General features: G+C 67.7%; 11 protein-coding genes. 8 read left to right on the top strand and 3 right to left on the bottom strand.

Annotation, left to right across the window (positions count from 1 at the left end; all coding sequences use genetic code 11):
- The first annotated feature begins 121 nt into the window (after positions 1 to 121).
- On the top strand, positions 122 to 1,240 hold the full coding sequence (locus V1460_RS00750; protein ID WP_338671503.1) for a peptidoglycan bridge formation glycyltransferase FemA/FemB family protein: 1,119 nt from the start codon (positions 122 to 124) through the stop codon (positions 1,238 to 1,240).
- 124 nt (positions 1,241 to 1,364) lie between these two features.
- A complete protein-coding gene (locus tag V1460_RS00745; protein ID WP_338671501.1) occupies positions 1,365 to 2,396 on the top strand; it encodes an alanine racemase in 1,032 nt (343 codons plus the stop codon).
- A gap of 67 nt (positions 2,397 to 2,463) precedes the next feature.
- Here V1460_RS00745 and V1460_RS00740 read toward each other — a convergent pair whose 3' ends face one another.
- Both V1460_RS00740 and V1460_RS00735 read right to left on the bottom strand, forming a co-directional pair.
- Positions 2,464 to 3,966: a glycosyltransferase 87 family protein gene (locus tag V1460_RS00740; protein ID WP_338671500.1), complete on the bottom strand. Its 1,503-nt coding sequence runs from the start codon at positions 3,964 to 3,966 to the stop codon at positions 2,464 to 2,466.
- 121 nt (positions 3,967 to 4,087) lie between these two features.
- The gene (locus tag V1460_RS00735) at positions 4,088 to 6,829 is read right to left on the bottom strand and encodes a transglycosylase domain-containing protein (RefSeq protein ID WP_338671499.1); all 2,742 of its coding nucleotides are present in this window, start codon (positions 6,827 to 6,829) and stop codon (positions 4,088 to 4,090) included.
- 369 nt (positions 6,830 to 7,198) lie between these two features.
- Between V1460_RS00735 and V1460_RS00730 the strand changes: the two genes are divergently transcribed.
- The 3 genes from V1460_RS00730 to V1460_RS00720 all read left to right on the top strand — a co-directional run bounded on the left by V1460_RS00730 (position 7,199) and on the right by V1460_RS00720 (position 10,424).
- Positions 7,199 to 7,918: a PadR family transcriptional regulator gene (locus V1460_RS00730; RefSeq protein ID WP_338671498.1), complete on the top strand. Its 720-nt coding sequence runs from the start codon at positions 7,199 to 7,201 to the stop codon at positions 7,916 to 7,918.
- Between the two features lie 58 nt (positions 7,919 to 7,976).
- Positions 7,977 to 9,059, top strand: coding sequence for an inositol-3-phosphate synthase (locus V1460_RS00725; protein ID WP_338671497.1), 1,083 nt, complete (start codon positions 7,977 to 7,979; stop codon positions 9,057 to 9,059).
- A 102-nt stretch (positions 9,060 to 9,161) separates the two neighbouring features.
- A complete protein-coding gene (locus V1460_RS00720; protein WP_338671496.1) occupies positions 9,162 to 10,424 on the top strand; it encodes an MFS transporter in 1,263 nt (420 codons plus the stop codon).
- Positions 10,425 to 10,504: 80 nt separating this feature from the next.
- Here V1460_RS00720 and V1460_RS00715 read toward each other — a convergent pair whose 3' ends face one another.
- Entirely contained in the window at positions 10,505 to 11,971 is a 1,467-nt protein-coding gene (locus V1460_RS00715) for a CCA tRNA nucleotidyltransferase (RefSeq protein WP_338671495.1), read from the bottom strand.
- A gap of 239 nt (positions 11,972 to 12,210) precedes the next feature.
- On the opposite strand from V1460_RS00715, the gene V1460_RS00710 reads away from it, so the two are divergent.
- The 3 genes from V1460_RS00710 to V1460_RS00700 all read left to right on the top strand — a co-directional run bounded on the left by V1460_RS00710 (position 12,211) and on the right by V1460_RS00700 (position 18,762).
- The gene (locus V1460_RS00710; RefSeq protein WP_338671494.1) at positions 12,211 to 14,616 is read left to right on the top strand and encodes a DUF6049 family protein; all 2,406 of its coding nucleotides are present in this window, start codon (positions 12,211 to 12,213) and stop codon (positions 14,614 to 14,616) included.
- 46 nt (positions 14,617 to 14,662) lie between these two features.
- A complete protein-coding gene (murJ, locus tag V1460_RS00705) occupies positions 14,663 to 16,888 on the top strand; it encodes a murein biosynthesis integral membrane protein MurJ (protein WP_338671492.1) in 2,226 nt (741 codons plus the stop codon).
- A gap of 143 nt (positions 16,889 to 17,031) precedes the next feature.
- Positions 17,032 to 18,762 (top strand): protein kinase family protein, encoded by a 1,731-nt coding sequence (locus tag V1460_RS00700; RefSeq protein WP_338671491.1) that lies wholly within the window; start codon positions 17,032 to 17,034, stop codon positions 18,760 to 18,762.
- Position 18,763 lies beyond the last annotated feature (1 nt).

Below are 18,763 nucleotides of genomic sequence, written 5' to 3'. Positions count from 1 at the left end.
TCCGCCACCGCGGATTCCCCCACCCCGCGGCCACGCGGGGCGCTGCACTGGACAAGTAGGCTTCCGGCGAGAGCTGGAACCCCTGTACCCATGGGGACACACCTGCCGAGGAGCGCCCCGCATGAGCCTGACCCTGAGGACCATCAGCCGAGAGCAGCATCTGGCGTACGTCCAGAGCCTGCCGTCGGCGAGCCACTGCCAGGTTCCCGCATGGGCGGACGTCAAGACGGAGTGGCGCTCGGAGAGCCTCGGCTGGTTCGACAGGAGCGGCGAGCTCGTCGGCGCCGGCCTCGTGCTCTACCGCCAGCTTCCCAAGATCAAGCGGTATCTCGCCTATCTGCCCGAGGGCCCGGTGATCGACTGGTACGCGCCGAACCTGGACGAGTGGCTGACGCCGATGCTGGCGCACCTCAAGAACCAGGGCGCGTTCTCCGTGAAGATGGGCCCGCCGGTGGTCATCCGCCGCTGGGACGCTCCCGCCATCAAGACGGGTATCCAGGACCCGGATGTGAAGCGGCTGCGCGATGTGCAGGCCACCCATGTCGAGCCCCGCGCGTTCGAGGTGGCCGACCGGCTTCGCAGGATGGGCTGGCAGCAGGGCGAGGACGGCGGGGCCGGCTTCGGTGACGTGCAGCCTCGGTACGTCTACCAGGTACCACTCGCCAACCGCTCGCTCGACGACGTCCTCAAGGGCTTCAACCAGCTGTGGCGGCGCAACATCAAGAAGGCCGAGAAGGCCGGGGTCGAGGTCGTCCAGGGCGGATACGACGACCTCGCGGAATGGCAGCGGCTGTACGAGATCACCGCTGTGCGCGACCGCTTCCGGCCCCGCCCGCTCTCGTATTTCCAGCGCATGTGGACCGTCCTCAACAACGAGGACCCCAACCGCATGCGCCTGTACTTCGCGCGGCACAACGGAGTGAACCTCTCCGCCGCGACCATGCTCGTCGTCGGGGGACACGTCTGGTACTCCTACGGCGCCTCCGACAACATCGGCCGCGAGGTCCGTCCCTCGAACGCGATGCAGTGGCGGATGCTGCGCGACGCGTATGCCATGGGAGCCACGGTCTACGACCTGAGGGGCATCAGCGACTCGCTGGACGAGACCGACCACCTCTTCGGTCTGATCCAGTTCAAGGTGGGCACCGGCGGCGAGGCGGTCGAGTACGTCGGCGAGTGGGACTTCCCGCTCAACAAGCTGCTGCACAAGGCTCTCGACATCTACATGTCGCGCCGCTGATCCTCCCGCGGTCCCCCACAGCATGTCCGAGCCTCCGGCCGTACCTGTGACTCGATCTGCATCCACCCGCAACCGATCCACCCCCTGCACCCTTTGACCCCCCAGAAAGGTCCCGGTCCCGGCCATGGCGCTCTCCCTTTATGTCGACACCGCGCGCTGGCGGGCGCACCAGAAGTCGGTGATCGGCCAGTTCCCCGGCATCGTCCCGGTCTGCAAGGGCAACGGCTACGGCTTCGGTCATGAACGGCTCGCCGAGGAGACGACCCGCTTCGGCGCGGACATGCTGGCCGTGGGTACGACGTACGAGGCGGCGCGGATCAAGGACTGGTTCAGCGGTGACCTGCTCGTCCTCACCCCCTTCAGACGGGGCGAGGAGCCCGTGCCGCTGCCCGACCGGGTCATCCGCTCGGTGTCGTCGGTGGACGGCGTGCACGCGCTGGTGGGCGCGCGGGTGGTCATCGAGTGCATGAGCTCCATGAAGCGCCACGGTGTGTCCGAGCAGGATCTGGGCCTGCTGCACGCGGCCATCGAGGACGTGCGGCTGGAGGGCTTCGCCCTGCATCTGCCGCTCGACCGCACGGACGGTTCGGATGCGGTCGAAGAGGTCATCGGCTGGATGGACCGGCTGCGCAATGCCCGGCTTCCGCTGCACTCCATGTTTGTGAGCCATCTGCGTGCCGACGAACTGGCCCGGTTGCAGCAGCAGTTCCCGCAGACCCGGTTCCGTGCGCGGATAGGAACCCGGCTGTGGCTGGGCGACCACGAGGCCACCGAGTACCGGGGCTCCGTCCTCGATGTGACGCCGGTGGTCAAGGGCGACCGATTCGGCTACCGCCAGCAGAAGGCAGCGTCGGACGGCTGGCTGGTCGTGGTGGCCGGTGGTACGTCCCACGGGGTCGGCCTGGAGGCTCCGAAGGCCATGCACGGTGTCATGCCGCGTGCCAAGGGCGTGGCCCGCGCGGGTCTGGCGACCGTGAACCGCAATCTCTCACCGTTCGTCTGGGCGGGCAAGCAGCGCTGGTTCGCGGAGCCCCCGCATATGCAGGTCTCCATCCTGTTCATCCCGGCGGACGCACAGGAGCCGCAGGTCGGTGACGAGTTGGTCGCCCACCTGCGTCACACGACCACCCAGTACGACCGGCTGGTCGACCGCTGAGCCACGGGACGGGCGTGCCGGGCCCGGCCGGGCCGCGTTCGAGCAGCGGCCCAGGCCCGGCAGCCGGTCAGCAGCTCGACATGGGCTCGGTCCCCCATTCCACCCGCGGTCCCTCCACCGCCGGGGCGGTGCCGCTCCGGCTACCCGGACGAACCTCGCGACCGAGCACGAACACGTCCGGCGCCCGGTCCAGCACCCCACCCGCGGGGTCGTCGGACCCGTCCTGACGCACGACATCACGCTCCGGCATGAGGATGTCCCTGATGATCACGGCGCAGAGATAGAGCGTCCCCAGCAGATGCACGGCGATCGCCAGCTGGTAGCCCTCGGTCGGCAACCCCTGGTGCTTGTCACCACTGGTCGTGTACGCGAGATACATCCAGATACCCAGGAAGTACCCGATCTCGCAGCCCTGCCAGATCAGGAAGTCCCGCCAGCGGGGTCTGGCGAGTGCCGCGAGCGGGATCAGCCACAGCACGTACTGCGGTGAGTAGACCTTGTTGACCAGGATGAACGCGGCCACGACGAGGAAGGCCAGCTGACCGAACCGCGGTCTCCGCGGTGCGGTCAGGGTGAGGGCCGCGATGCCCACGCACACCAGGGCCATCAGCACCTTGGCGAAGTCGTTGACGAGGTCCACGTCCAGTTCCTGGCCGGTGCGCTGGGTGATGATCAGCCAGAACGACCCGAAGTCGACCTGCCGCTCCTCGCTGAAGGTGTAGAACTTCTTCCACCCTTCGGGGGCGAGCAGCATCACCGGTACGTTCGTCACCAGCCAGGCGGCGGCCGCGCCCAGCAGGGACGCGCCGAACGCCCGCCACTTCCCGGCCCGCCAGCACAGCACCAGCACCGGTCCGAGCAGCAGCAACGGATAGAGCTTGGCCGCGGTGGCCAGCCCGATGAGCACACCGAACAGGAGCGCACGCCCGCGGGACCACATCAGCATCGCCGCGGCCGTCAGCGCTACGGCCAGCAGATCCCAGTTGATGGTGGCGGTGAGGGCGAACGCGGGCGCGAGCGCGACCATCAGCCCGTCCCAGGGACGATTGCGCTGGGTGCGGGTGACGCATACCGCGATGACCACGGCGCACACCAGCAGCATGCCCGCGTTGACCAGCCAGTACATCTGCTCGCGGTACTGGAGGTCCCCGTCGAACGGCGCCGTCAGCCAGGCGGCGACCTGCATGAACAGGCCTGTCAGGACCGGGTATTCGAGGTACTCCATGTCGCCGCTCAGCCGGTCCAGGTACGGGGTGAGCCCGTCCGCGAAGCCGCGCCCGAGGAAGAGATGGGGAATGTCCGAGTAGCAGGCGTGGGTGTACTGCGAGCTGGCGCCCCGGAACCACGCCCAGTTGTAGCAGGGCAGCTTCTGCACCATGCCCAGCGCGAACATCCCGATCGTGACCAGGGCGATGACCCGTACGGGTGTGAACCAGCTCCCGCCTACCCACGCGAACCGACCCAACGGGCCACCGATCAGCTCACTGCCGGCGGACGCGACCTCGTCCCGCCGCGTGGGAGGCACCACGGTTTGGTCCTGGTGCACGATCGTCTTCTGTGGGCTCGGCATGGGTCACATCCTGCCGTACCACCCTGTCGGTGCCGCCGTCCTGTGGATAACCGTGAGGGCCGCCGCGGCCGGGTGTCCCGGTGCGGCGGCCCTCACGGTAGGGCTCAGGGTGAACGCGGCGTCAGCCTCCCGCTCCCCCGAAGAAGCCGCCGTTGTCGGCGCCTCCGTCGTTGCCACCGTTGTTGCCGCCGTTGCCGTTGGTGCCGGGCGGCGGTGACGGGCTGGTGGTCACTCCACCGTCCGTGGCGCCGCCGTCCGCCGTACCTCCGATGTCATTGCCGCCGTTGTCGCCTCCGCCGTCCTGGCCGCCTACGGGGTCGCAGTTCCAGTCGAATCGCCCGCAGCTCTCCTCGGGATCAGGCGACTGGGACGGCTCCTCGGAAGGGCTCGCAGAGGGGCTCTGCGAGGGTTCCTCGGAAGGCGAGGCGGACACGGACGGCGACGGCGAGGAGCAGCGCTTGCCGGCCCCACAGACGGCCTCGGCGTCGAGCGGCTCCGGCTCGGGGAACGAGACGGCCTTCTGACCCTTGAGAGCGACCGTCATGTAGTCCTTGAAGATCTCGGACGGGAACGACGCACCGTGGATCTTCTTCTGCCCGCCGGTCCCGAACATCTCCAGGAACTTGCGGTTCTTGTTCTCCGCGTTGTCGTCCATCCGGTACATGTCGATGGCCGTCACCAGTTGCGGGGTGTATCCCACGAACCAGGCGGACTTGTTGCCGTCGGTGGTGCCGGTCTTGCCCGCGACCTCGCGTCCAGGGAGCCTGGCGTTGGTGCCGGTCCCCTTCTCCACGACGTCCTTGAGCACATCGGTCACATTGCTCGAGATGGCGGACGAGAAGGCCGTCTTGGACTTGTCCTCGTGCTTGTAGACGATCTCGCCCCCCTTCTTGACCTCGGTCACCGAGAACGGGTCGTTCTGCTTCCCCTCGGCGGCGAACGTGGCGTACGCACCTGCCATGCGGATGGCGCTGGGGCTGGAGATACCGAGCGAGAACGACGGGACGTTACCCTTGACCAGGCTCTCCTCTCGGAGACCCGCCTTGATCGCGGTCTGCCGGACGTTCGAGATGCCGACGTCCATGCCCAACTGGGCGAAGGGCGAGTTGGCCGAGTGGATCATGGCTTCGCGCAGGGTGATGTTCCGGTAGGACTCCCCCCCGTCATTGGTCTGGAGCCATTCCTCGTTCTTCTCGTTGCGCCAGACGGTGCCGTCGTAGTTCCTGATCTTGAGCTTGTTGACGCCGTTGTACTTGCTCTTGTCGGGATCGACACGGGTGCGGCTCTCCGCGCCCTGGTCGTCACCGAGCGACGGGTCACGCACGCCGTCCTGCATGGCCGCGGCCAGCACGAAGGGCTTGAACGTCGATCCGACCTGGGCGCCGGTCTCGTCGGCGTTGTTGGTGAAGTGCTTGGTCGCGTCGGTACCGCCGTAGACGGCCACGATCGCGCCGTTCTCCGGATTCACCGATGCACCACCGAACTGGACATGGGTGTCCTTGTCCGGGCGCTTCTCGGGGTCGATGTTCTCCTTGTAGACCTTCTGGACCGACTTCTGGAGCGCCTCCACCTTCTTCTTGTCGAAGGTGGTGCGGATCTCATAACCGCCCTTGGTCAGGTCACCGACCGTGATGCCTCTCTCGTTGTTGTTGATGAAGTTGGCCTTGGCCAAGTCCACCAGATAGCCGATCTGCCCGCCCAGCTGGGCATTCTTCTTCGGCTTCTCGACCTTGGGGAAGACACGGAACTTCTCGCGCTCCGCCACGTCGAGACGCTTGTCCTTGACCATCTCGTCGAGGATCCAGGTCCAACGCTCGGTGACGCGCCTGGTGTTGGCCTCCGGGGTGGCGGCCCGGTCGATCTCGGTGGCACCGGCCGGATCGAAGTACGTGGCGCCCTTCAGAAGTGCGGCGAGGAAGGCGCACTGGCTGGCGTCGAGATCCTTCGCGTCCTTGTTGAAGTAGGTGCGCGCCGCCGCCTGGACTCCGTAGGCGCCACGCCCGTAGTAGGAGGTGTTCAGATAGCCCGCCATGATCTGCTCTTTGGAAAGGCGGGTGTCCACCTTCATGGAGATGAAGAGCTCCTTGGCCTTCCGGCTCAGAGTCTGCTCCTGGTTCAGCATGGCGTTCTTGACGTACTGCTGGGTGATCGTGGAACCGCCCTGGGTCTGACCACCCCTCGCCATGTTGAAGACGGCGCGGGCGATACCCATCGGGTCGACACCCGAGTCGGTCTCGAACGTCTTGTTCTCCGCGGAGATCACGGCGGACTTCATTTCCGACGGGATGTTCTCGGGCGTGAGGATCTGACGGTTGACCTCACCACCCGTGGCGGCCATCTGGGTGCCGTCACTCCAGTAGTAGACGTTGTTCTGCGCCTCGGCGGCGGCGGCGGGGTCCGGCACGGCCACCACGGCGTAGCCGATGGTGCCCGCCACCATCAGACTACCGGCGAACCCGAGCCCCAGACCTGTGATGAGCTTCCACGACGGCACCCAGCGCCGCCAGCCGTACATGTTGTACCGCGGGTAGTCGATCAACCTCCGCTTGCCGGGGTCACCGCCCCAGTCACGGCCGGGATCGCCCTGGCCTCCGCCGCCGGTACCGCGGCGACCTGCGCCGTGGCCGCCGGCGCCTGCTCCGCCCGCCTCGGCGGCTCGTCTGCGTCCGCTGCCGCGCTGCGCGGCGCGGCGGGCCTCGGCACGTCCGCCGTACGACGGCTGTCCGTATGCGTCTGAAGGGGATCCCGTGCCTGCGCCCCCGTGCGGGGCTGCGCGGCGACCTGTCGGCTGCTGGGCGGCACGCCTGGCCGCGGCACGTCCGCCACCCTGCGGCTGGGGTGGTTTGCGACGGTGCTCGCTCATCGAACGACTACTCCTCGGGCAGGCGTAAACGCCTGGAAGCGGCAGTTGTGATCCGGTCCCCCCGCAATCAATACGGACCAGCCCGCGATCGGGCTCATCCGTGATGCATCCGGGAGGACGACGTTTGAAGGCGCCGCATGGTTCCCGGTGGTCTGCATGCCGCACAGCCTACGCATGGACAAAAACGTCTTGAGTGGAAAATTAACCCCTAAACCGGCAAGTCCCTCGCTGTGAATTGACGATGTGACGCCGGTCACGAGAGTCCCACTTGTCGCCACAGGAACACCGTTCTATCGTCTGGATGTATCGAGTCGATACATCAGAGCGGCATAAGTGCACCCGGGTCCGGAAGAACGGAGGAGGCGATCGATGAGCAGGCGTTCCGGCATCCTCGAGTTCGCCGTCCTCGGCCTGCTCCGTGAGGCCCCGATGCACGGATACGAGCTGCGCAAGCGGCTCAACACGTCGCTGGGGATCTTCCGGGCGTTCAGTTACGGGACGCTCTACCCCTGCCTCAAGACGCTGGTCGCCAACGGGTGGTTGATCGAAGAGCCGGGCAGCGCGCCCGAGGACGCCCTGGCCGCCTCGCTGGCGGGTCGACGAGCCAAGATCGTCTACCGGCTGACCGCCGAAGGCAAGGAGCACTTCGAGGAACTCCTCTCCCACACCGGCCCCGACACCTGGGAGGACGAGCACTTCGCGGCTCGTTTCGCCTTCTTCGGGCAGACGGAGCGTGAGGTGAGGATGCGTGTGCTGGAGGGCAGACGCAGCAGGCTCGAGGAGCGGCTGGAGAAGATGAGCGCCTCGCTCGCCCGCACCCGCGAGCGCCTCGACGACTACACGCTCGAGCTCCAGCGCCACGGCATGGAGTCCGTGGAGCGTGAGGTGCGCTGGTTGAACGAGCTGATCGAGAGCGAGCGAGCGGGACGGGACCAGCGCCGGTCCCCTTCCGCTGGAGACGGTCCTCGGCAGGACACCACATCTGATGAGACGGGCGGCCTGCCCCGGCATCAAGGGGCAGCGCCCTCGGAAGGGAGCCCTTCCAGGGCACCCGACCAGCCGGATCCGTCCGATGACACCACCAAGTGAGACCCCGCGGAACACGCAGGTCTCGTACGAGAACAAACAGGGACAGGGAGCAACCGGAATGGGTTCGGTTCGCGTAGCCATCGTCGGCGTGGGCAACTGCGCCGCCTCGCTGGTGCAGGGCGTCGAGTACTACAAGGACGCCGACCCGGCCTCCAAGGTGCCGGGGCTGATGCACGTCCAGTTCGGCGACTACCACGTCCGGGACGTCGACTTCGTGGCCGCCTTCGACGTCGACGCGAAGAAGGTCGGCCTCGACCTCGCGGACGCCATCGGTGCCAGCGAGAACAACACCATCAAGATCTGCGATGTGCCGAGCACGGGCGTGAAGGTCCAGCGCGGCCACACCCTCGACGGCCTGGGCAAGTACTACCGCCAGACCATCGAGGAGTCGGCCGAGGCTCCCGTCGATGTCGTCCAGGTCCTCAGGGACCAGCAGGTCGACGTCCTCGTCTGCTACCTGCCGGTGGGTTCCGAGGAGGCGGCGAAGTACTACGCGCAGTGCGCCATCGACGCCAAGGTCGCCTTCGTCAACGCGCTCCCGGTCTTCATCGCCGGCACCAAGGAGTGGGCCGACAAGTTCACCGAGGCCGGCGTGCCGATCGTCGGTGACGACATCAAGTCCCAGGTCGGCGCCACCATCACGCACCGCGTCATGGCGAAGCTGTTCGAGGACCGCGGTGTGATCCTGGACCGCACGATGCAGCTCAACGTCGGCGGCAACATGGACTTCAAGAACATGCTGGAGCGCGAGCGCCTGGAGTCCAAGAAGATCTCCAAGACCCAGGCTGTCACCTCCCAGATCCCGGACCGCGACCTCGGCGAGAACAACGTCCACATCGGTCCCTCGGACTATGTGGCCTGGCTGGACGACCGCAAGTGGGCGTACGTCCGCCTGGAGGGTCGCGCCTTCGGTGACGTCCCGCTGAACCTGGAGTACAAGCTCGAGGTCTGGGACTCCCCGAACTCGGCCGGTGTCATCATCGACGCCGTGCGTGCGGCGAAGATCGCCAAGGACCGCGGCATCGGCGGCCCGATCCTCTCCGCGTCCTCTTACTTCATGAAGTCCCCGCCGGTGCAGTACTTCGACGACGAGGCCCGCGCGAACGTCGAGAAGTTCATCAAGGGCGAGGTCGAGCGCTAACACGCACGTCCTCCTGGGCGCGAGTGCGCCCGTCCTTCCGGACACCCGAGGGTCCCCGTGGCATCTGCCCGGGGACCCTCGTTCTGTGTGACGCTGGCGGACATGCCTGTCGTAGGTGATCTGCGCGTACTCATGCGGTTCTCCGGGTTCCGCCGTCTGCTGGCCGTGAGGCTGCTCTCCCAGTCGGCCGACGGGGTCTACCAGATCGCACTCGCCACCTATGTCGTCTTCTCACCAGAACGGCAGACCTCCCCGGCCGCCATCGCTTCGGCCATGGCCGTACTGCTGCTGCCGTACTCGTTCGTCGGCCCGTTCGCCGGTGTACTCCTGGATCGCTGGCAGCGCCGACAGGTCTTCTTCTACGGCAATCTGCTGCGTGCCGCGCTCGCCACCGTCACCGCGCTACTGATCGTCGCCGCCCTCCCGGACTGGCTCTTCTACGCCTCAGCCCTCTGCGTAACGGCCATCAACCGCTTCATCCTGGCGGGACTGTCAGCCTCCCTGCCCCGGGTAGTCGATGAGGACCGGTTGGTGATGGCCAATTCCCTGTCACCGACCGCGGGCACCATCGCCGCGACCGCCGGAGGCGGGCTCGCCTTCGCCGTACGTCTAGGCATGGCCGACTCTGACGCCGCAGTCGTCCTGCTGGGCTCGGCGCTCTACCTCTGTGCCGGACTGGCCTCACTGAGGATGGCCCGCTCACTGCTCGGCCCCGACCCCGAGCAGTTGCAGCCGCGACTGGCGGCGGCATTGGCCTCCACCGCGCGGGGGCTCGTCAGCGGGCTGCGGCATCTCGCCGAACGCCGGACCGCCGCAAGGGCACTTGGCGCGATGACCCTCTTCCGCTTCTGCTACGGCGCACTGACGGTCATGGTGCTGACCCTGTGCCGGTACGCCTGGCCGACGACCGAGAGGCAGGGGCTGACCTTGCTGGGGTTGGCGGTGGGTGTCTCCGGGGTCGGCTTCCTCACCGCAGCCGTCATCACCCCCTGGGCGGTGAACCGGCTCGGCCCGTACGGCTGGATGGCGACATGCGCGGGCGGCGCGGCCGTCCTTGAACCGGCCCTCGGTCTGCCCTTCGCCCCCGTACCCATGCTCATCGCCGCGTTCGTCCTGGGCGCCGTCACCCAAGGAGCGAAGATCGCCACGGACACGGTCGTCCAGACAACCGTCGACGACGCCTTTCGCGGCCGGGTGTTCGCCCTCTACGACATGCTCTTCAACGTCGCCTTCGTCACGGCGGTCGGGCTGGCGGCACTGATCCTGCCCCCCGACGGCAAGTCCGGGCCGCTGGTGATCCTGATGGCGCTGCTCTATGCGGTGGTTGCGCTCATCCTGACGCGACACCGCGCAGACAAGGGCTGATGTTTCACGTGAAACACGGCGCCCGGCGCGACCGCGCGGGTGCGTGTTTCACGTGAAACACGATGAGCGCAGCACGGGGCTCAGTCCTGACCGGCCCACCACTCCTTGAGCGCCGCCACCGCAGCCTCGTGCTCCATCGGCCCATGCTCCAGACGCAGCTCCAGCAGCGCCTGGTAAGCCTTGCCGATCACCGGCCCCGGGCCGACGCCGAGAATCTCCATGATCTGATTGCCGTCCAGATCCGGACGGATCGAGTCCAGCTCTTCCTGCTCCTTCAGCTCAGCGATGCGCTCTTCAAGCCCGTCGTAGGCCCTGGACAGCGCGCTCGCCTTCCGCTTGTTCCGGGTCGTGCAGTCCGAGCGGGTCAGTTTGTGCAGCCGCTCAAGCAGGGGGCCCGCATCCCTTACATAGCGTCGCACCGCCGAGTCGGTCCATTCACCGTCACCGTAGCCGTGGAAGCGCAGATGCAGTTCCACCAACCGCGAGATGTCCTTGACCATGTCATTGGAGTACTTGAGCGCCGTCAGCCGCTTCTTGACCATCTTGGCCCCCACCACCTCGTGGTGGTGGAAGGAGACCCGGCCATCAGACTCGAAGCGGCGAGTCCTGGGCTTGCCGATGTCATGCAGCAGCGCGGACAGCCGCAGCACCAGATCAGGGCCTCCCTGCTCGAGGTCGATCGCCTGATCCAGCACGGTGAGCGAGTGTTCGTATACATCCTTGTGACGGTGGTGCTCGTCACTCTCCAGCCGGAGGGCGGGAAGCTCTGGGAGGAAATGACCGGCAAGGCCGGTCTCGACCAGCAGCGCCAAGCCCTTCCTGGGATGCCGGGAGACAACCAGTTTGTTGAGCTCGTCCCGGATGCGCTCGGCGGAGACGATCTCGATACGGTCCGCCATGTCGTTCATCGCGCCGATGACCTCGGGGGCCACCTCGAAGTCCAGCTGGGCGGCGAAGCGTGCTGCCCTCAGCATGCGCAGCGGGTCGTCGGAGAACGACTCCTCAGGCGTTCCGGGCGTGCGCAGCACCCGCGCCGCCAGATCCGCCCGGCCTCCATGGGGGTCGATGAATTCCATCTCCGGGAGGGCGAGCGCCATCGCGTTGACCGTGAAGTCCCGGCGGACGAGGTCCTCCTCGATGGATTCGCCGTAGGACACTTCGGGCTTGCGCGAGGTCCGGTCGTAGGCCTCGGAGCGATAGGTGGTGATCTCGATCTGGAAATCCTGCACCGCGTCCCCGACCGGGGCGCTCTTCTGGCAGCCCACAGTGCCGAACGCGATCCCCACATCCCATACCGAGTCCGCCCATGGCCGGACGATTCTCAGTACGTCCCCGGGGCGGGCGTCCGTGGTGAAGTCGAGATCGTTGCCGAGTCGCCCCAGCAGCGCGTCCCGGACCGATCCGCCCACCAGGGCAAGGCGGAATCCCGCTTGCTTGAAACGGTGAGCAAGCTCATCGGCGACAGGGGACACCCTCAGCAGTTCCGTGACCGCGCGGTGCTGCACCTGATTCAGGGCGGTGGGGTTGTCTTCGTTGGCGTTCGGCACAACAGCACAGGGTACGTGCCCGTGCGGACATGGGCTTCACCCTTTTACCGGTGCCTCGGGTCCCCGGATCAAGGTCACCAGCGCATCCCCGCAGCGATCATGTGGCGCAGTCGACGGCACTCCGCCATGGCGCACCTCGTTACCATGCCTGGATACGGCCGGTGCGGCCAGGTCACTCAGCCGAGGCACTGACACCGCCCACCAACGGCAGCAGACGACGACAAGGGACGGACGAGCGCGTGGCCGAGGCGGCAGAATTCCAGGGGATGGGGACCTCTCCTGCCCGCCGGTGGCTGCGGCGCACAGTCGCCGTCATCGCGGCAGCACCACTGCTGGCCGCTCTGATCAACGGAGCGGCGACACCGGCCGCGCAGGCCGCGCCGACGGCCCGGACCGCAGGTGTGGCACAGACCGCACCGGCTGCCGCGAAGACGCCCGCGTCGACCGGTGTCGATGTGTTCTTGGACACCTTGTCTCCCGCCGCTCCCGTGAAGGGCGACACGCTCACCCTGAGCGGCACCGTGACCAACAAGGGCAAGGAAGCCGTCACCGAAGCCGAAGTCGATCTCCTGGTGGGCCCCCGTCTGGACGGGCGCTCCGAGATCGACGACGTGTCCGAGCGCGGCGCGTACTCGCCCGGTGACGACGGCGACAAGCTGGGCGCCCCGTACACCGTCGAGCTTCCGACCATCGCAGCCGGCCTCAGCGAGGACTTCTCGCTGAGCGTCCCGGTGGGCAAGCTCGGTCTCGACGAGGACGAGAACGGCGTGTACCAGCTCGGAGTGGTCCTCTCGGGGCAGACCTCCAGCGAGCAGTACGAGCACGTCCTGGGCATCGAGCGGACCCTTCTGCCCTGGCAGCCGGTGGCTGCGGACACCAAGACCCAGATGTCCTACCTGTGGCCGCTGATCTCCTCGACACGGCTCTCGGCGGAGACCAACACGGACGAACGGCAGAGCCCGATCTTCGAGGATGACGCGGCCCTGGCGGCGGAGCTGGCTCCCGGTGGCCGGCTGGAGCGGCTTGTGTCGCTGGGCAGCGAACTGCCTGTGACCTGGGTCATCGATCCGGATCTGCTCGCCACGGTCGAGGCGATGGCCGGCGAGTACAAGGTCAGGACCGCGCCGGACACCACGGCGCCCGGCCGTAACCAGGACGTGGCCAAGCAGTGGCTGAGCTCGCTGGAGAAAGCGGTGCAGGGGAGCAACGTCGTCGCGCTGCCGTTCGGCGATCCCGACCTGGCGTCTCTCGCCCATCGAGGTAAGGACGTCTCCGGCTCCCTGAGCCAGCTCCAGTCGGCCACCACGGTCGCCGAGAGCACCGTGGAGACGATCCTCCATGTGAAGCCGTCCATAGACTTCGCCTGGCCGGTCGAGGGTGCGATCGACCCGTCGATCGTCGATGTCGCGACTTCGGCGGGCGCCGACAAGATCATCGCCCGCGGTGACAGCCTCAGGGAGACCGGCCCGGTGTCCTACACACCGTCCGCGGCACGGCCCATCGGCGGCGGTACCACGGCGGTCGTCGCGGACGCCCGGCTTTCCACTGCCTTCCAGGGCGATCTGGCCACGGCGGACGGCTCGACCCTCGCGGTCCAGAGGTTCCTGGCGCAGACGCTGGCCCTGACCCTCCAGGCTCCCAGCAAGCAGCGCACCGTCGTGGTCGCACCGCAGCGGATGCTGACAGCGTCCCAGGCGCAGACGATGGCGAACGCCCTGCACTCGCTCGCGGATCAGCGCTGGGTCCAGCAGGTGGACCTCATCGCGGTGGCGGCAGCGAAGCCCGACCCCGACGCGACCACGGACGTACCGGGCGCGAAGAGCTATCCGGGCCGACTCCGAGCCCAGGAGCTGCCGGTCCAGACCTTCCAGGACATCCGCACCACGCAGGAGACCCTGAACAACTTCAAGGTCATCCTCACAGCGCAGGACCGGGTCGTGACACCGTTCGGCAACGCGCTGGACCGGGAGATGTCCACATCCTGGCGGGGCAGAGCTGCCGCGGCGGCCGACTACCGCAGAGGGGTGCAGACCTTCCTGGAGGACCTCAGGACCGAGGTCAGGCTGATCGAGAAGTCCGCGCTGACGCTCTCGGGCCGCAGCGCCACGATCCCCGTGACGGTGCAGAACAAGCTGCTCCAAGGGGTCGACCTGGTCCTCAGGCTGGAGTCCGGCAACCCGACCCGGTTGAAGCTCGATGACCGAAGTGATGCGGCGGAGCAGCAGATCAAGGTCGAGGGCGGACACAGCCAGTCCGTGAAGTTCGCCGCCGCTGCCAACGCCAACGGCCCGGTCCAGGTGACCGCCCAGCTTTACACCAAGGAAGGGATCCCCTACGGCGACCGGATGACCTTCACAGTCAAGGTCTCCGAAGTCACCCCGACCGTGATGCTTGTCATCGCGGGCGGTGTACTTCTCCTTGTCCTCGCCGGAGTAAGGATGTACACCCAGCGCAAGCGCGCCGCCGCCCGCGAGGGCACCGCCGACGACGCTGATGCCGCCGCGCCCGAGGACGCAGACGATGGCGGCGATGCCGTCGCCGACACCGCGGCCGACAGCGCAGGGCAGCAGCCGAGTGACCCTGGGCCGGACACCCTTCCGGAAAGCAGGGACCCGTCGGACACGGGTGAGAAGGTGGACCATTGAGCGATGGCGTGGCCGGTCGGCCGGGGACGATGAGGTGGGGTATCCAATGAACGCGCCGTACGACGGTGACCGCGGGGAAGGCACGGGCGGCACCGCGCCCGCCCCGGGCGCCGGGTACCCCTCGCCCGGCCCCAGGGCATCCCGGTCCCCGGCTGCGAGCCAGGTGCCCCAGCCTGCGCACGAGCCTGCCCCTGATGCCACCGCCGACCCGTATGTGCAGGACGCCTACGCGCACGACCCCTACCGGTCGCAGGACCTTTCGGCCCAGGACCCGGTATCGGAAGCTCTCTACGACCGTGCGTCACATCCGCCGCCACCGCCCGGCTCCTATCCCCAGCCGCAGCCGCTGTACCAGCAGCCTCCGGTCCAGCAGTACGCCCCCGATCCTCGGGTGTGGGCCCAGACGCCCCCGCCCGAACCGGACGGCCCGTCGCGCCGCCTGCCGTACGGCGACGACACCCGTGCGGTGCGGTTCACCGGTGTCGACGAACTGCTGAGCCACGCGGGAGAGAACGAGACGGAGCAGGATGCTTTCGCCCATCTCTACCGGGACCAGCAGCAGGGCGCTGCCCGTACCCAGGTCAGGACCGAGCCGGAAGCAGAGCCGAAACCGGCACCCGCGCAGCCGAAGTCCGGTGCCGGTGGCCGTGCCGCGAGTCTGCTGAAGTCCAGTGCGGTGATGGCGGCAGGCACCCTGGTGTCGCGCATCACGGGCTTCGTCCGCAGTCTCGTGATCACCGGCGCCCTCGGCGCCGCGCTGCTCGGTGACGCGTTCACCGTCGCCTTCACCCTGCCGACGATGATCTACATCCTCACCGTGGGCGGCGGCCTCAACTCGGTCTTCGTACCGCAGCTCGTCCGCGCCATGAAGAACGACGAGGACGGCGGCGAGGCCTACGCCAACAGGCTGCTGACGCTGGTCATGGTCACCCTCGGCGTGATCGTCGTCATCGCGGTCTTCGGCGCACCACTGCTGATCGCCGCCATGTCACCCACCATCGCCGGCGATCCGCCGGCGAACAGCGTCGCAGTCACCTTTGCCCGCTACTGCCTGCCCACCATCTTCTTCATGGGTGTGCACGTGGTGATGGGCCAAATCCTCAACGCCCGGGGCAAGTTCGGCGCGATGATGTGGACCCCGGTCCTCAACAACATCGTCATGATCGCCACCTTCGGGCTCTTCATCTGGGTCTACGGCACCTCGGCGGACACTCAGATGAGTGTGCAGACCATTCCGCCGGAAGGCGTGCGCCTCCTCGGTATCGGCACACTGCTGGGTCTGACCGTCCAGGCGGTCGCGATGATCCCCTACCTCCGCGAGACCGGCTTCCGCTTCCGCCCCCGCTTCGACTGGAAGGGCAAGGGACTCGGCAAGACGGTCAAGCTCGCCAAGTGGACGGTGCTGTTCGTCCTGGCGAACCAGGCCGGCGTCCTCGTGGTCACCCAGCTGTCCACTGCGGCGGGAGCGGCGTCCGGCAAGGACGGCGCCGGTATCCTCGCGTACTCCAACGCGCAGCTCATCTGGGGCATGCCGCAGGCCATCATCACGGTGTCGGTCATGGCGGCGCTGCTGCCGCGGATCTCCCGTGCCGCGCACGACGAGGACTCCGGTGCCGTACGCGACGACATCTCCCAGGGTCTGCGGAACTCCGCCGTCGCGATCGTGCCGGTCGCCTTCTCGTTCCTGGCCTTGGGCGTCCCGATGTGCACCCTGCTGTACGCCTCCGCCGGTGTGGAGGCCGCTCGGTCCATGGGATTCATCCTCATGGCCTTCGGCCTGGGCCTGATCCCGTTCTCGGTGCAGTACGTGGTTCTGCGGGGCTTCTACGCCTACGAGGACACCCGCACGCCGTTCTACAACACCGTCATCGTGGCCGCGGTCAACGCGGCGGCTTCAGCCGTCTGCTATCTCGTGCTCCCGCCCGCCTGGGCCGTGGTGGGCATGGCCGCCTCCTACGGGCTCGCGTACGCGGTGGGCGTCGGCGTCGCCTGGCGTCGCCTGCGGAACCGGCTGGGCGGTGACCTGGACGGGGCACATGTGGTCCGCACCTACGCACGGCTCAGCCTGGCATCGCTTCCCGCGGCCCTCGTGGCCGGTGGTGTGGGCTTCCTGCTGCTGAGAACGCTGGGGGAGGGTGCCTTCGGGTCGCTGGTGGCGCTGATCGCCGGGGGAGCGCTTCTTCTCGGCATCTTCTTCGTCGCGGCCAGGAAGATGCGGATCGAGGAGCTCAACGCCATGGTCGGCATGGTTCGCGGGCGCCTCGGCCGCTAGGAGTTATCCGCAAGCCGCACTCAAACGTCCACGTCGTGCACAACCTTCGTCCACCACCGTGTGTCGTGCATAGCGCCGGACTGTGGGCACAATTGGCATGGCTGTTGGATATGGCGCAACGGATGGGGAGGCAGGGAACGACGGTGGCGGAACGTAGCACGGCTGCCGTCGACGTGGCCGACAACAGCGGAGACGAACCGCTGACCGCCAAGGCGGGTAAGGCCACGGCCGACGGGGTGGCGGAAGCCGACGACACGGCGGAGATGAGCGCCGAGGACATGGGCAGCGAGCACGAGAAGAGCGAGCTGTCCTCCATCAAGACGCCCGAGGTGCACAGCGGCCACAAACTCGCCCACCGCTACCGGCTGGAGGAGTGCGTCACCCGTCTGGACGGGTTCAGCAGTTGGCGTGCGGTCGACGAGAAGCTGCGCCGAGCCGTCGGGGTCCACATCCTCCCCGCCGACCACCCTCGCGCCCGGTCCGTGCTCGCAGCCGCCCGGTCATCCGCGCTGCTCGGCGACCCCCGTTTCGTACAGGTCCTCGACGCGGTCGAGGACGATGACATCGTTTACGTCGTCCATGAATGGCTGCCCGACGCCATCGAGCTCTCGGCACTGCTGGCCGCCGGGCCGATGGAGGCGCACGACGCCTACCAGCTGGTCAGCCAGCTCTCCCAGGCCATGACGGCGGCTCACCGCGAGGGCCTCGCACATCTGCGCCTCACCCCGAACGCCGTGCTGCGCAGCTCCACCGGCCAGTACCGCATTCGCGGGCTCGCAGTGAACGCGGCACTGCGTGGCATCAGCTCGGACCGTCCACAGCGCTCCGACACCGAGGCCATCGGCGCCCTGCTCTACGCCGCGCTCACCCAGCGTTGGCCCTACGAGAGCGATGCCTACGGTCTCTCGGGCCTTCCCAAAGGCGTCGGGCTGATCCCACCCGACCAGGTCCGCGCGGGTGTGCACCGCGGGCTTTCGGAGCTGGCGATGCGAGCACTGGTCAACGACGGGGCGACGGCATCCCGGCAGGAGCAGCCCTGCACGACTCCCGACGAGCTGGCCAAGGCAGTCGGGGAGATGCCCCGTATCCGGCCCCCGGAGCCGACTTTCGCTCCGCTCCCGGAGTACCAGCGCACGACGTACCAGCAAGGCACATACAGCCGCCCGGGCTCCCGTCCGGGGACCGCTCCGGCTCAGCCGGTTCCGCCCCCTCCAGCTCCGCTGGAGAGCCGCACGGGCACGGTGCTCAAGTGGACCGTCGCGGCGCTGCTCATCGCCGCACTGGGGCTCGGCAGCTGGCAGATCGCCGACAAGTTGCTAGACAACGAGAAGTCGACGGACCGGACCCCGGGGAACAGCCAGACCGACAGCGGGAAGCAGGACGACAAGCCGCCCGCCGCCGAGCCGCTGCGCATCACCGCCGCCTCGGTGTTCGCGCCCGGTGGGTCGGGCGTGGAGCCGGAGGATGTGCCCAAAGCCGTCGACGGCGACCCCGGTACGGCATGGGTCACCCCGAAGTACATCGGTTACCCCAACTTCGGCAACCTGCCGGAGCGGCGGGACGGAAGCGGGATCATCGTCGACCTGGGCAGCCCCAAGAACGTCTCGGAGATCTCTGTCGAGATGTACCGGGCGGGCCAGACGATCGAGTTGCTCGCCGCGGACAAGGACGCGACGGACCCGAGTTCGCTGAGTGACTTCCCACAGCGGATCACCGAGCCGGGCAAGGCCGGCCGGCAGGTTGCCAAACCGCTCGACAAGCCGGTCACGACTCGATACCTGCTCATCCACGTCACCGAGCTCCCCAGTGACGGCTCGTCCGATGGGTACCGCGGTGGCATTGCGGAGATCGCAGTCAAGGGCGGCGACAGCTGAT

Source organism: Streptomyces sp. SCSIO 30461, from assembly GCF_037023745.1.
In the GTDB taxonomy this organism is placed as follows: domain Bacteria; phylum Actinomycetota; class Actinomycetes; order Streptomycetales; family Streptomycetaceae; genus Streptomyces.
Note: the sequence above shows the minus strand (reverse complement) of the source record. Positions and strands in the feature narration are given on the sequence as shown.